The organism is Chryseobacterium sp. FG46 (assembly GCF_057809135.1).
Genome location: NZ_JBMDJJ010000014.1, coordinates 32,093 through 46,948, shown reverse-complemented (window position 1 = coordinate 46,948; position 14,856 = coordinate 32,093). Strand labels below are relative to the sequence as shown.

Here is a 14,856-nt window from a genome sequence, read left to right as displayed (position 1 = left end):
TTATGAAGGACTAGATTAAATTTAAAAATAATTATATAACGGCAGCCATGAGTTGCCGTATTTTGTATAAATACTATACATACAAAATATAAGATAATGGAACAGATTATACAGAAATTACATCATGGAATAAAACAAAGTGGCTGGGATTCTTATAAGCCTTTAAAAAATGAATTATTAACTTATAATTCAAAAGAATTAATTGTTAAACTGCTTGATACAAAAGATTTTAGATATACAGATATAAGAAGTCTTTTTACGATTATTCCCGAATTATGGAAAGATTTTAATCTGGATGATTGGATGTATATTATTCGAAAAGTTGACCGTCCTACAAACTACCGATTATATATTGATGACGGACCCTATTTTGAAGACATTCGTTTTTTATATAACTGGATAGGTATAGATAGTATTAGTTTGTATAAAAATGATCTGGGAGTTTCTTCTAAAAATAAACAAAACTTGGATAAAGTATTTCCAATGTTTCTACATGATACATTAAGAAATGGATATTATAAGGAAGAATTTTCAGATGGAACATTTGGAGACATAAAGTATTTCCGAGATATGAAAACACGATTATTAAGTCAAGGAGCAAAGTCAAGTCCAATGCCAAATTTATAATGACTTTGAATAGTTTTAGAAACATTTTAAACTGAAATAAACCCCGGCCGCCTTCAAAGGCGGCCGGGGTTATTAAACTAAAAAAATAAATTAAGGATGCTCATTTCTCGCTCTGATGACCAGATTGACTAAATCCGAGCCGCCACTTGCAAAATTATCACTTGGATTATGCGCGCTTTGCGTGGCCACAGCATACGGAGAGCCATCCCAATATCCCCAGAAAGGGCCTCCGCTTTGTCCGGGCCATATATCTGCTTTATGGCTCATGCTTTCGTTGTCATCAGCACTCCAGAAATCTCCATCCAGTGCGATACCTGTCTGGTAGGTAGGTCTTTGCGTTCCCGTAAGGTCTCCAGGATATCCTGCGTGAGTCCAGTAAGCTCCTCCATCCCATGAATCGGAATAGGATTTTGAACCTAACCAGCCTGTGCTGTTTCCGATAGGCCGGTCTAATACAATCACTACATAATCGTATTGTATCTCTGTAGAATCAATAGAAGGTCCTGCAACTTTATATTTGTAGTACGTTAAGGTACCCCAGGCAGTTCCGTAAGGAGCGCTTCCGTTGTAATACATCGGAGTGAATTTTAGCCATCCTGTGGTATTATTAGGCTGCCAGTCTACAATATGAGAGCAGGTAAGAAGGTGTCTTGGGCCAATCATTACTCCGCTCCCTGAACCCAGAGAACTTTCTACTCTGCCGACACATCTCCATGGATAGGCTGTAGAATTGTATACTTTTCTCTGATCGACTCCAAAAATGGTTCTTGCGTTCTCCGGAGTCAGGAAAGAATCCCTTTCAATGAATTTGGGTTTACGGTCTTTTTTAGGTTCCAGTTTCGGATTGTACTCAAAATCAGCATGGGTAGGGTAAAAATGATCAGTTTCCAGTGCGCGGTTTTCTGCTGTTTTTTCGTCCATAGGCATTCCTATTGTTTTCATTCCTTTAGGAAAAGATCTTCCGTTAATGGTTTCCATAGCGGGAGCTAGCTTAAATAGTTTTTCAACTGCTTCTGGTTTTTCAGTTGATTTTGCTTTAACCGTTCTGAGTCTTGACACTTCTTCAGCGGTCATTGGGTTGTTGTTTTCAATTTTTGACATGATTATTATTTTTAATCTGGTATATTCCTACTCTTTTGATGGCTTTTCGGATTCCGCCGGTAATGGTTATTGGTTAAGTGAATATTTTTTGTGAAAATTCTGCAGTCATGCTTTCTGTCTGGTTGATCTGAGCAGCTCCCATGGCGGCTAAGGCAATAGCGACCTGTTTGTCAAGTGTTTTTCTGACGATATTCCCATTGGTAGCACGCAATATTTTACAGAAGTGATACGTGAAATAACCTCGTATTTGTCCGCTGATATTACCCTCCATAGATACCTGATTGTCTTTCGCTGCAGCCCATAAGGTATGATTCATTCCGGCAACAGGAACGAGAGCCTTAGAAAGAACAGTTGATTTTTTTGAACTTTTAGAAACTTCCATTTCACTGGCGTAAGTCATATAAAATTCATCCTCAAGCATAGGAGGAATGTAACGGGCGGTTTCGTTCAGAAAATCTGCTTCCAGCCCCAGATCCATTTTTCGGGTTCCTGTTCCGGAGTAACAGCAATCAAAGATAACCTCCATATTCACTCCTGCTTTTAGCTTACTGAGAACGGTTTTAAAATCATCATCACGAATAACTCCGTTATTGGCATAATCGTGTGGACAAATAGCTTCATCCAGACCATCCAGCTCCAGATCGGCTCCGATATTGGCCACTCTGGTTCCGTGTCCTGAATAATAAAAAACCAGAGAATCACCTTTTACACTGGTGCTGATCATGGATTTCAGATAGTTTAATATATTCGCTCTTGTTGCATTTTGATTGGTCAGGATTTTAATCTTCGCGGGACTAAAACCACAGATCACCAACGTATTTGCCATATCTCGCGCATCATTTACACAGCCATTAAGGTCCGGACCTCCGTATCCTATGGGTGCATAATCATTAATTCCTACAATAAGTGCTTTTTTCATTGTATTAGTTTTAAAAATATTCCCTACTCTGTTCCGGCTTTTCGGGTGCTGCCTTTCTGTGTTTTTTTCTATGACAAAATTCTGTTATTATGAAGAGCAAAAACAGAGGAGAAAACCGTATTTTGGAAAAGGAAAAACACTTTTTTTATTTGTGTATGAGTGAGTTATGAAATAAAAAATCCGGCAGCTTGAAAAGCTGCCGGATAGGTAAATAGAATGTAAAGATGTTTATTTTTCTGGTAATAAATAAGATTAAAAATTAAGTTAGCACAGATCATGTTTCAAAGCAAAAAGGACCAGACCCGCTCTGTTTTTTATATCCAGTTTTACAAAAACCGAATCTCTGTAGCCATCAATAGTTTTGGGGCTGAGACACATTTTGTCGGCAATTTCCTTATAGGTAAGTTCACTGCAGGCCCATTTGATAAATTCTTTCTCCCGGTCTTTGAGTTCCGAAAGCAGGGATGCATTTTTAGCCTCTTCTGTTTTTACTTTCAATAACTTTTGGGCTACAAAATCAGTATAAAAGCTGCCTTTTTCGAATACAGTTTCAATAGCCTGGAAAAGGATAGAAGGCTGCATGTCTTTCAGCAGATAGCCTTTAGCGCCTGCCTTTAACATTTTAATCAGTATTCTTTCATCATCATCCATGGTGAGGGCAATGACTTTAATATCGGGATAATGCTCTGTAAGCCATTCTGTAGTTTCTATACCATTTTTATAAGGCATATTAACATCCATCAGCACTACAGCGGGCAATTCAGAAGCCTTTTCCACATCTGCAATAAATTCTTCTCCGTTGGGATGATTCATAATGACCCGATATTGAGTATTTTCTGTGATCATATTCTCCAGTGCTTTGGAGATTAGAGTATGATCATCAACGATCGCTATGGGAATTGTTTTCATAATAAATTTTTATGATAGGTTATCAAGGTTTGTGTTCCTTTATTCAGTTCTGATTGTATAGACAGTTCAGCATGAATCAGCTTGGCTCTCAGTTCCATATTTTTCAATCCTGAGCCATCCTGAATGCTGTTGGTATCAAAGCCTCTTCCGTTGTCCGAGATACTGATATGTAATTTTTCACAGTCATCCTCCATGTGTATGGAAACATTTTTGGCTTTGGAATGTTTCAGAATATTATTAATGCTTTCCTGGACAATTCTGAAAAGGATCAGGCCGTGTTTAGATGAAATATCAATATCTTGCTTTTGTGTGATGAATTCTATTTTTAATAATTTCAGTTTTTTGATTCTGTTTACTTCTCTTTCAATGGATTCTGCCAGTCCGAAATGAATGATCTGTTCAGTGATTAATGTTTTAGACAGGTTTCTTATGTCCTGTATACATTCTCCCAATAATTCATTCAGCTCGATGAGGTCTTCTTTTTCTGAATTCCGGAGCTTGGTAATCAGCTGGTTTTGGCGCAAACGAACTACGGAAAGCTTCTGACCCAGATCATCATGTAATTCCTGGCCGATATAATTAAGAGTCTGTTCTTTCATTTCTACCTGTGAAGTGGCCAGCTCCTTTTCAAACCGTAGGTCTTTTTCTTTTTGTTCAATCAGCAGCGTTGTTTTTTTCTTGATAAAGACCGCATAAATGAAGATCATTGTTAAAACGATGATGAATAAAGTAACCGTAAAGATGATGACCAGATTATTCTCTTCCATTTGAAAAGGATTTATCTTATTCTTTCCTGTTTGTTCCAGATTAAACCTAATATGAGTATGCCATTACTGATCAGATTCAGCATAAATAAAATAAAGAAATAAATAGTCTCTGATACAGTAGTTCTGAAAAAAAATATCGGAATACTTCCAATAAAAAATAGTAGTAAAGCTACTGATATCCAGAATGGTAAATAGTTTTTGATTTCCAATACTTTATCAGAATTAAAGGTTTGGTACAGGAACAAAATAATTGAAAACAGCAACAGGAGAATATCTACATACAGCATAGTAAAAGAAAAATGATGAAGCAGATCATCTTCTGTATAAAACATCACAACAATATTGAGGACAAAAAGAACCAGGATGATGGTCTGTATCTTTTTGAGCATCGGAACATACAGTAATTGGTAATAATAAAATAAGTATAGAAAGAATACGATCATTAAAAAGCCAATTACATAAAATATATCCGTAGGCAGATTGGTCAGCCTGAAATAGAAATAACAGGAAATATCAATCAGGGAAAACAACATATATCCTATGATAAAAAATAAATTCTCCTTTCCGGTTTTTCTATATTTTATAATCATTAGAATCATCACGACAATGGATATGACCATCGATATCTGTTTCCCTGTTTCAATATTCCAGTTCATAATTTTGTATTTTTATGGCATTGTTCCTGACAACGTTTTTGGCGGTGGGGCCAGATTGGTCATGTTCATAGATTCTATAGAAGGTACATCTGTATTTTCTTCAGTTGTCGCCGATCTGGACATTGCCTTGTCTTTTTCTCTCTTTTGAGCGGTAGGCACTAAAAATATGGTCTGATAGCCTGCATATTCGGGTTTTGCCATTCTGTTTTTAGGATGATTCATCGGGTATTTCCCCATATAAATTCTGATTCCCGGATTTTTTAATTTTTGTTTTTTGGCATTTTCTTTTACGTATTTAATATATCCTTCCATATCTTCCAGCGAGAACCAGTACCATCGTGAATCGGGTTCACCGTTTCTGTACTTCATGAGAATTTCATGATTGGTTCTGGTATATTCATCAAAAAGAACCCGGCCTTCACGGTAGCTGATCAGTTTCTTTTTATAACTGTTGCTAACGGGTTCTTTAGGTGGTTCGGAGCAACCGGTACAGCTTAGCAGACAAAAAGCCAGAATAAGCGCTGCACACAAGGGGGGTAAAATCTTAGTAAAAAAGTAAGTTTTCATTTTTATGGTGTTTAATTTTATTTAACAAAATTAGCTAACGGCACAACTATAAAAAAGAGGGAAAACACTGTTTTTATCCTTTACTAAATTTACGGCTTTTTGATATTCAGTTGAATAAGATGTGCTGATTTGTTTTTGTTTTCAGAAAAACATTCCAATTGTGCTTCTTAAAATAAGAATATCAGTCTCTCAGTTTATTTGTAAATCTTTTGGAATTGGATATGAAAAAACAGGATCGGAAATCATTTTTCCGATCCTGTTAAACAAGATTAAGTGTAAAATTTAGCCTTTAAAGGCAAAAAGGATAATTCAAATGTGAACAGATTTTTATTGATTCTTAATCTATGTTTAAGGGAATTGATAGTAATGGTATTTTATTCTTATAGGCCATGATGGCTGTTTTGCTTCTATGGAAAAGAGATTCTACAAAATTGTATTGATAAGGAACCATGGTTAAAAGGTCTGGGCTGCTCAGTCTTATTTCCTCTTCAATCGCCTTAATCACTTCGATAGATTGAATCATTTTAAAGCTGTACTTAATATCATCCAGATCATACCCGGAATTCAGGTCGATATCATGAATAACTTCCGTAAAATCTTCTAAACTTTCACTTACATTGAAAACCTCAACCTCAGCATTAAAATCATTAATGAAATAATAAATGTCATTCATAGAAGACCAGGTCATACTTTTGTGCGTATCATATGCAAAAAGAATTTTTCTGATTCCTGTATATTCTATATGAGAGGGAACAATGAGTATCGGTTTTTTAATTCTGTGGATGGCTCTTGTTACACTGTTTCCTAAAAGCTTTTGTTCCAGCGTTTTTTCAGCCATTCCCATCACAATAAAATCACAATCGTGAATCTGCATACATTTTTCAAGCTCTTCAATAAAATTACCGGAAGCCAGATGATATTGGGTTTCAACGGCATATAATCTTTTAAGCTCTGCGGCCTTATCCTCTATTTTTTTCTGATTTTTAAGCGTTTGAGCGTAGAAAAAATCAGCTGAAACCTGTGCGTTCAGAGCATGGATGGAAACAGTTTGAAGATTGAAAAGCACAATCCTGTATGTATTTTCTTTAGCCATAGAAGAAGCATAATGAGTGGCGTTTTCAGCTTCCTGGGAAAAATCTGTGCAGACAATTATTGTTTTCATTGTACCGGATTTAATACCACAAAACTATAATAGATCGTTATTACCTTACTATAAAAATAGGGTGATGTTGCATAAAATGATGATGAAATGTCTTTTTCAGGTGATGAACCGTCACATTCATTTTAACGCTGCTATTTTACGTTTCAGGTATCGTTTTGGCGGTCTCGTCTAAAATAGAAGGTACTCATAGAAAATCTATTTCTATATTTACATTCATAAAGTCCCGGATATGAACAGGATTTCTGCCATCAGGAAAAATATAGTACGGAATAAGAAGATTCTTTCCACCATGAAAAGAAGGCTGGTGATCTGGGCGGTTGCAGTGGTTACCTTCTGTGTTTTCTCCTACCTTATCGATCCCTTTGATCCCGTTTGGAAAGGCTATCTGGATGCTCCGCTAAAAATGATTCTGGAAGATGCTACATGGATTATCTTTTTTTCAATCATTATTTCGGAGGTAAGTATATTTATAGACAGAACACTCAATAAGTGGCTTCCCTGGAGAAACAGGACCATAAAGCGATTGTTCATCCAATGTTTGCTTCAGATCGTGGGAAGTGTTTTGATTGTGATTATTATTAATGCAATCGTAGACGGTACTTCAGTCACGTTACCTGAGATGGATACCCGCAAAGAATATACACTTTTGGGGCAATGGATTGCAACTAATATTGTTATATCATTGATTATCAGCGCGTTTAATACCGTGGATTATTTATTGGAAAACTGGAAAAAAACAGCAGTAGAAGCTGCCCAGCACAAACTGAGAGCTTCCAAACATAAACAGGCAGCCATGGCAGCAGAGCTTCAGGCTCTTAAGCTTCAGATAGATCCCCATTTTATTTTCAATAACTTAAGTGTTCTGTCTGAGCTTATTCTGGAAGATCAACAGTTAGGTTACGATTATTCCGAGAAATTTGCGAGAGTATACCGGTACCTGCTGGTTAATTCCAAAAAAGACATAATCGCAGTAGAAGAAGAATTGAAGTTTTTAGAATCCTACATCTTTCTGATTGAAAAAAGAATAGGGGAAGGCGTTATATTCAAAATAGATATTCAGGAAGAATACAGGTCCAGATTTACCCTTCCGCTGTCTTTACAATTGTTGGTTGAAAATGCCATTAAGCATAACCAGACTTCAAAGGTAAATCCTTTGGAAATTCACGTTTATACAAATCAGGAAGGAGAACTGGTAGTTTCTAATACATTTCTGCCTTTGATCAATAAGCCGGATTCCTCAGGAGTAGGGCTTACCAATATCATTGCACGGTACGAAATCTTAGGATATCCTAAACCTGTGATAGAAAAAACTGAAGATAAATTTATTGTAAAACTCCCATTGATATGAAGATTAATAAAGTTTTAATCGTTGAAGACGAAAGACCCAATGCAGACAGATTAAAAAGACTGTTGTTAAAGTTAAGACCCCATATTGAAATCCTGTCCGTGGAAGATTCAATAACCTCAACAGTCCACTGGCTGGAAAATAATGTGGTTCCGGATGTTATCATGATGGATGTACGCCTTGCCGATGGCCTCAGCTTTGAAATATTTAATAAGCATGAAGTTAAAAGTGCAGTCATATTCACCACAGCCTATGATGAATATGCTGTACAGGCATTCAAATACAATAGTGTAGATTACCTTTTGAAACCCATTGAAGAAGAAGAGTTGGACGCTGCTTTAAAACGCTACGAGACCTTTATGGAAGCCGTTCCGGTAGTAGGAACAGCTATTGAGGGACTTCTTAATTATATCCAGCCAAAAGACTACAGAAAACGTTTTCTCATTGCCCATAGAGATGGATATAAAACCGTGCTGGCAGAAGATATCCTCTATTTTTATACCGAATTGGGAATCAGCAAAGCCATGCTGAATAGCGGAATCGTTGAGAATGTTCCACAAACCCTGGAAGAACTTGAAAAACAGTTGGATCCTAAATTCTTTTTCCGCGCCAACAGACAATTTATCATCCATATCAATTCCGTAAAGCAGATTTTTAATCATTTTAATGGAAAATTAAAGCTTGAACTGAGGAAACACCCTGAGATGGAAGTCATTGTAAGCAGGGAAAAAGCTTCCATTTTCAAATCCTGGATGGATTATTAATTCTAAAAAAATATAGAGGAGATTGCTTTTAGAAGAGCAATCTCTTTTTCTTTTTTACTTGTGAAATTCATTAGTTTATCCTTAATGATTTCACTCTTATTTCCACATGAAAATCTCTTTTTTACCATAATTATAAAGGAAAATAGCTGCTTTCCCTTCATTTTTCCTATCATACGTTTCACCTGCGATTAATGACACTTCACCCAACTTCTGAATGAATATCACTGTAAGATGAAGTTATTTTGCTCCTGTAAAATTTAAAAACCAATGTTATGAATTACAGAAAAGGATATCTGGTACTTTCACTTACAGCTGCAGCGATATTGTACTCGTGTGGTTCCGGGAACGGCCAGGAAAATACTCAGCAGATGCACCAGGCATTGCCTACAGATTTTATAGAGGTGAAGTCCGGAGATGCAGATGTGTCTACAGGATATCCGGGAAGTATAGAAGGACAGGACAATGTGGATATCAAAGCACAGGTAACAGGATATCTGGAAGCAGTATATATCAAAGAAGGACAGTATGTAAGCAAAGGACAGACCCTTTTCAGAATAAATCCATCCGTATACAATGAGCAGGTAAATACCAACGAAGCAGCCTTGAAATCAGCGTTGGCAGCAAAGGAAACAGCAAGACTTGAAGTAGAAAAACTGAAACCTCTGGTAGAAGGAAAAGTAGTTTCCGATATGCAGCTGAAAACCGCACAGGCAAATTATAAAGCAGCATCAGCGCAGGTAGCACAGGCACAGTCATCATTGGGGTCATCAAAAATCAATGCCAGTTTTACCTACATCAAAGCACCGGTTAGTGGGTACATAGGAAGGATTCCAAACAGAGTAGGAAACCTCATCAGTCCGTCTGATGCTTCTCCTTTGACAACACTTTCAAGCATAAACAGCGTGAATGTGTATTTCTCAATGAATGAAGCTGATTTTATTGCACACAGCAGAGCCGCAGGATCAGGAAATACCGCAGAAAATATAGAGCTTATTCTGGCAGACGGTTCCACCTATTCTCTTAAAGGAAAACTTGAAAATGCCAGCGGAAACTTCGACAGAAATACCGGAAGTATTCAGATGAAAGCAGTTTTTCAAAATCCTGATAAATTATTAAGAGCCGGAGGAACAGCCAGGGTGGTAATTCATAATGCTTTAACTGGCGTTATTAGACTTCCGAAAACATCGGTAAAAGATATTCAGGACAGATTCTTTGTCTATAAACTGAATGGTAAGGATAAAGTGAAAATGACCCAGATTACCGTTTCAGGAAGTACATCCCAGGATTACTTCATCAAAGAAGGAGTGAATGCAGGAGATAAGATTGCCATCAACAGAATTGATGCCCTTACAGACGGAGCACAGGTAGTAGCACACACCGTTCCTTTGAAATAGTTGTATAACCTTTCTTAGAAAATTCAAAAATGTTAAAAAAGATCATAGACCGTCCGGTATTGGCGACGGTAATATCCCTTATCATCGTCATTTTAGGGATTATAGGATTAAACCAGCTGGCGGTGACCAGATTTCCGGACATTTCTCCGCCTACCATCACCGTTTCAGGATCGTATCCCGGAGGAAACAGTGAAACCGTGATCCGTTCCGTGGTAACTCCGCTGGAAGAGCAGATCAATGGGGTAGAGGACATGGAATACATGAAATCCACAGCGAGTAATGATGGTACATTTTCCATCTCCATTATATTCAAGCAGGGAGTGAATGCCGATCAGGCTGCTGTGAATGTACAAAACAGAGTACAGCAGGCCACTCCGATACTTCCACAAGAAGTAGTGAGAATGGGATTGACTACATCCAAACAGCAGAACAGTATGGTACTGATTTTCAATATTTATACTGAAGATAATAAGCAATACGATGAAACCTTCCTTCAGAACTACGCGAATATCAATCTTATTCCACAGGTCAAAAGGGTAAAAGGAGTAGGACAGGCCATGGTATTCGGGATTAAAGATTATTCCATGAGAATATGGCTTAACCCTCAGAAAATGTCATCCTACGGACTAGAACCGGCAGACGTTTCCAGAGCCATTGCAGATCACAGTTTAGAATCTGCTCCAGGTAAACTTGGAGAAGAGTCAGATGCTGCCTTGGAATATGTAATCCGATATAAAGGAAAAAAGAATAAGCCGGAACAATATGAAAATATTATTGTTAAAAATACCGGAAGCCAGGTCATCAGACTAAAAGATATTGCCCGAGTAGAATTCGGAGCGATTTCAAATACGGGAGATAACCTTTCCAACGGGAAAAATGCCGTTACGGTAGCGATCATGCAGACTACAGGATCTAATGCCAATCAGATTGAAATAGGAGTGAATAAAGCCCTTGACCAGTTGTCAAAGTCATTTCCTCCAGGTATCAAATACACAAAGGTTATGAGTACCAAAGAAAGATTGGATGAGGCTACAGGACAGGTTAAATCTACTTTAATAGAAGCATTTATTCTTGTATTTATTGTCGTATTTATCTTCTTACAGGATTTCAGATCTACCATTATTCCGGCAGTGGCAGTTCCGGTGGCGATTATCGGTACTTTTTTCTTTCTTCTGGTCTTAGGATTCACCATTAATGTCTTGACGCTTTTTGCCCTTGTGCTGGCCATCGGTATTGTGGTGGATGATGCTATCGTAGTGGTAGAAGCGGTTCACAGTAATATGGAAGGGACAGACCTTTCAGGAAGAGAAGCAACTCACAAGGCGATGAGTGAGATTACAGGAGCGGTGATTTCAATCACATTGGTGATGTCGGCGGTATTTATTCCAATCGGATTTATGTCCGGTTCAGCAGGATTATTCTATAAGCAGTTTGCCTACACATTAGCCATAGCGATCATCATTTCAGCGGTGAATGCACTGACTTTAACGCCTGCTTTATGTGCTGTGTTTTTGAAAAACAATCACTCAGGAGAAGGTAAAAAACCAAAAGGATTCGGGCAAAGATTTGCGGTAGCATTCAACGCAGGGTTTAATAATATGACTAACCGTTATGCAAAAGGAGTCCGTTTCTTAATAGGAAGAAAATGGATTGCAGGAGGATTAATCGTAGCTGTTGTCGGTGTTGCTGGCTGGCTGATGTCAAGCACCCCTAAAAGTTTTGTACCAATGGAAGATGACGGATTCTTCATGTACACCTTAAGCATGCCTCCCGGGACAGCATTGACCAAAACGACAGAAGTTTCCAACAAGATCAATGATATTTTAAAAGGTGTAGACGCAGTGCAGGAAAATACTTCCATCACAGGATATAACCTTCTTAGCAACAGTGCTGGACCCGCGTATGCGATGGGATTTGTTAAGCTGAAACCTAAAAAAGAAAGAGGCGAAGTTCAGGATATTCAGGAAGTGGTAGATATGGCAACTGCAAAATTGGGCGTGATTAAAGAAGGAAGTGTAATGACTTTCAGAATGCCTCCGGTAGAAGGATACGGAATGACAAATGACGCAGAAATTGTACTTCAGGACCGTATGGGAAGAGATCCTCAGGTTCTTAAAGCTAAAGCAGATGAACTGATTGGCCAGCTGATGCAGGTTCCGGAAGTAGCATTTGCCTACACCATGTTCAGGGCAGATTATCCTCAGATGGAACTGGAAGTGAATGAAGATAAAGCAAAACAGCTGGGAGTAAGTATTTCAAACCTGTTGGGAACCGTTCAGACCTATTTCTCAGGAGACCAGTCTCAGAATTTCTCAAGATTCGGGAAGTTTTACAGAGTGAATATTAAAGCGGACGGTGTTTTCAGAATGGATGAGCAGGCGTTCAACGATATTTTCGTAAAGAATGAAAAAGGAGATATGGTGCCGGTGAATACATTGATTACTTTGAAAAAAGTCTACGGTCCGGAATCTGTTCAGCGTTATAACCTTTACAACTCATTAAATATCAACGTATCACCAAAACCTGGAGTAAGTAACGGAGAATTGATGGGTAAACTGGAACAGACCTTAAGCAAACTACCATCTGACTACAGTTACGAATGGACAGGCTTGAGTCTGGAAGAAAAATCAGCAGGAAATCAGACGATTGCCATCTTTGGACTGTGTTTGCTTTTTGTATATCTGTTGCTGGCAGCTCAATATGAAAGTTATATTCTTCCTCTGGCCGTAATGCTTTCCATCCCAACAGGAATTGTAGGTGCATTCTTAGGAATAAAAGCCATCAGATTGGATAACAACATCTATGTACAGGTAGGATTGATCATGCTTATCGGGCTTCTCGCCAAAAATGCGATCCTTATTGTAGAATTTGCCATACAAAGGCGAAAAGCAGGTCTTTCCATTCTGGATTCTGCATTGGAAGGAGCAAAGGCGAGATTACGTCCCATTATCATGACTTCACTAGCTTTTATTGCCGGAATGATTCCGCTGATGATTTCTACAGGAGGAATGGCTTCAGGAAATAAATCCATCAGTACAAGTGCTGCCATGGGAATGTTGAGCGGAGTGGTTTTAGGCGTTTTTGTAATTCCCGTACTCTACATGTTCTTTCAGTATCTGGATGAGAAGTTCTCTGCCAAAAAGAAGTACAATACGATAGAAAATCAATTGACAAATGAGACAATTTAATATAAAGAATTTCCTTATTTCAGGCGCAATGGCATCATTGCTGATGTCTTGTGCCGTAGGGAAGAAATATACAAGAACAGATCTCCAGATTCCTGAAACCTACAAAGAATCTGTACAGGTAACAGGAGATACGGTAGTGCTTCCGTGGAAAACGTTCTTCAAAGATCCCAAATTGATTGGCTTAATAGATAAAGCCCTTTCAAGAAACAACGAAGTAAATGTAGCTTTGAAAAACATAGAACAGCTTGATTTGATCTATAAACAGGCTAAGCTGGGTCTGATGCCAACACTGGACTTCACTGCAGGTGCCAACAGAAGCTGGGCATCTACCAATACGCTTAACGGATCTCTGAACGAACAGTTTGTGGGAACAAAGTATATAGATGATTTCAGTGCTGCATTGAGGCTTTCCTGGGAAGTAGACATTTGGGGAAAAGCTAAAATGCAGAAAGAATCCGCAGCAGCAGAATATTTTGGGCAGAAAGAAAACTTAAATGCCATCAAAAGCAGAATCGTTGTTCAGGTAGCTCAGGCTTATTATAATCTGATCAGTCTTGATGAACAGCTGAAAATTGCTGAACAGAATATTGAACTGAGCGACAACACGCTCAAGATGATGAATCTTCAGTTTAAAGCAGGGCAGATTAATTCATTGGCGGTTCAGCAATCGGAAGCTCAGAAGAAAACAGCCGAGCTGCTTATTCCTTTGGCAAAACAGAATATTTCTATACAGGAAAATGCTTTGAGTATTCTTTGTGGAGAATATCCGGCAAAAGTAGAAAGAGAAGGAACTCTTAAAACAATGATTCCTGAAAACAGATTGTCTGAAGGATTACCGGCACAGCTGCTGAGCCGAAGACCAGATCTGAAAATGGCAGAGTTCAACGTGATCAGCTTAAACTCCAAAACCGGGCTGGCAAAAGCAGCCATGTATCCAAGTATCAGTCTTAGCCCGCAAATAGGAGTCAATTCCAATAAGTTCAGCTCTTGGTTTGATATTCCCGGATCTATTACCAAAGCAATCGCAGCCAATCTGGCCGCACCGATTTTTCAGAAAAAAGAACTGAAAACAGCTTACGAAACAGCTTTGATTGAACAGGAAAAAGCAGCCATCAGTTTTAAGCAATCTGTAATGACTGCCGTGGGAGAGGTTTCCGATGCTATGGCCAAGTCTGAAGGTTCTTCAGAAAGACTGCAGCTTTTAGAACAGAGAACAGCCATTCTGGACAAAGGAATCAATGACGCACTGAAGCTGTATAAAAGTGGTATGGCAACCTATCTGGAAGTTATTACCGCCCAGAACAACAAACTTCAGAATGATCTGGAAACCATCAACGTTACCCTTGAAAAATTAAATGCAGAGGTAGATCTTTACAGAGCACTTGGCGGCGGAGTACAGTAAAATATATCTTAAAAATAATAAAGGAAACTATGTTATGTAGTTTCCTTTTTGCTGT

Annotated in this window: 13 protein-coding genes; 6 read left to right on the top strand and 7 right to left on the bottom strand. The window is 38.3% G+C overall.

The window, feature by feature from the left end:
* Positions 1–96: 96 nt before the first annotated feature.
* Entirely contained in the window at positions 97–627 is a 531-nt protein-coding gene (locus tag ACODR7_RS12175) for a hypothetical protein (RefSeq protein ID WP_488839318.1), read from the top strand.
* 90 nt (positions 628–717) lie between these two features.
* Here the strand turns inward: ACODR7_RS12175 and ACODR7_RS12170 are convergent, their stop codons facing one another.
* The 7 genes from ACODR7_RS12170 to ACODR7_RS12140 form a co-directional block, all read right to left on the bottom strand.
* Positions 718–1,728: a trypsin-like serine peptidase gene (locus ACODR7_RS12170; protein ID WP_488839316.1), complete on the bottom strand. Its 1,011-nt coding sequence runs from the start codon at positions 1,726–1,728 to the stop codon at positions 718–720.
* Positions 1,729–1,801: 73 nt separating this feature from the next.
* Positions 1,802–2,647, bottom strand: coding sequence for a caspase family protein (locus ACODR7_RS12165; RefSeq protein ID WP_488839315.1), 846 nt, complete (start codon positions 2,645–2,647; stop codon positions 1,802–1,804).
* Between the two features lie 264 nt (positions 2,648–2,911).
* Positions 2,912–3,556 (bottom strand): response regulator, encoded by a 645-nt coding sequence (locus ACODR7_RS12160; RefSeq protein ID WP_488839313.1) that lies wholly within the window; start codon positions 3,554–3,556, stop codon positions 2,912–2,914.
* On the bottom strand, positions 3,553–4,323 hold the full coding sequence (locus tag ACODR7_RS12155) for a sensor histidine kinase (RefSeq protein ID WP_488839311.1): 771 nt from the start codon (positions 4,321–4,323) through the stop codon (positions 3,553–3,555). The genes ACODR7_RS12160 and ACODR7_RS12155 overlap by 4 nt, the downstream gene beginning before the upstream one ends.
* An 11-nt stretch (positions 4,324–4,334) precedes the next feature.
* Positions 4,335–4,979 (bottom strand): hypothetical protein, encoded by a 645-nt coding sequence (locus tag ACODR7_RS12150; protein WP_488839309.1) that lies wholly within the window; start codon positions 4,977–4,979, stop codon positions 4,335–4,337.
* Positions 4,980–4,991: 12 nt separating this feature from the next.
* Positions 4,992–5,546 carry a hypothetical protein gene (locus tag ACODR7_RS12145; protein ID WP_488839307.1) on the bottom strand — a complete coding sequence of 185 codons (555 nt, stop codon included), beginning with the start codon at positions 5,544–5,546 and terminating at the stop codon, positions 4,992–4,994.
* A gap of 337 nt (positions 5,547–5,883) precedes the next feature.
* Positions 5,884–6,708 (bottom strand): universal stress protein, encoded by an 825-nt coding sequence (locus ACODR7_RS12140; protein WP_488839305.1) that lies wholly within the window; start codon positions 6,706–6,708, stop codon positions 5,884–5,886.
* A gap of 229 nt (positions 6,709–6,937) precedes the next feature.
* On the opposite strand from ACODR7_RS12140, the gene ACODR7_RS12135 reads away from it, so the two are divergent.
* The 5 genes from ACODR7_RS12135 to ACODR7_RS12115 all read left to right on the top strand — a co-directional run bounded on the left by ACODR7_RS12135 (position 6,938) and on the right by ACODR7_RS12115 (position 14,801).
* The gene (locus ACODR7_RS12135) at positions 6,938–8,056 is read left to right on the top strand and encodes a sensor histidine kinase (RefSeq protein ID WP_488839303.1); all 1,119 of its coding nucleotides are present in this window, start codon (positions 6,938–6,940) and stop codon (positions 8,054–8,056) included.
* The gene (locus tag ACODR7_RS12130; RefSeq protein WP_488839301.1) at positions 8,053–8,817 is read left to right on the top strand and encodes a LytR/AlgR family response regulator transcription factor; all 765 of its coding nucleotides are present in this window, start codon (positions 8,053–8,055) and stop codon (positions 8,815–8,817) included. Before ACODR7_RS12135 ends, ACODR7_RS12130 begins: the two co-directional genes overlap by 4 nt.
* 272 nt (positions 8,818–9,089) lie before the next feature.
* The gene (locus tag ACODR7_RS12125; RefSeq protein ID WP_488839300.1) at positions 9,090–10,211 is read left to right on the top strand and encodes an efflux RND transporter periplasmic adaptor subunit; all 1,122 of its coding nucleotides are present in this window, start codon (positions 9,090–9,092) and stop codon (positions 10,209–10,211) included.
* Positions 10,212–10,240: 29 nt separating this feature from the next.
* Entirely contained in the window at positions 10,241–13,399 is a 3,159-nt protein-coding gene (locus tag ACODR7_RS12120; RefSeq protein ID WP_488839298.1) for an efflux RND transporter permease subunit, read from the top strand.
* A complete protein-coding gene (locus ACODR7_RS12115) occupies positions 13,386–14,801 on the top strand; it encodes an efflux transporter outer membrane subunit (protein WP_488839296.1) in 1,416 nt (471 codons plus the stop codon). Before ACODR7_RS12120 ends, ACODR7_RS12115 begins: the two co-directional genes overlap by 14 nt.
* Positions 14,802–14,856 lie beyond the last annotated feature (55 nt).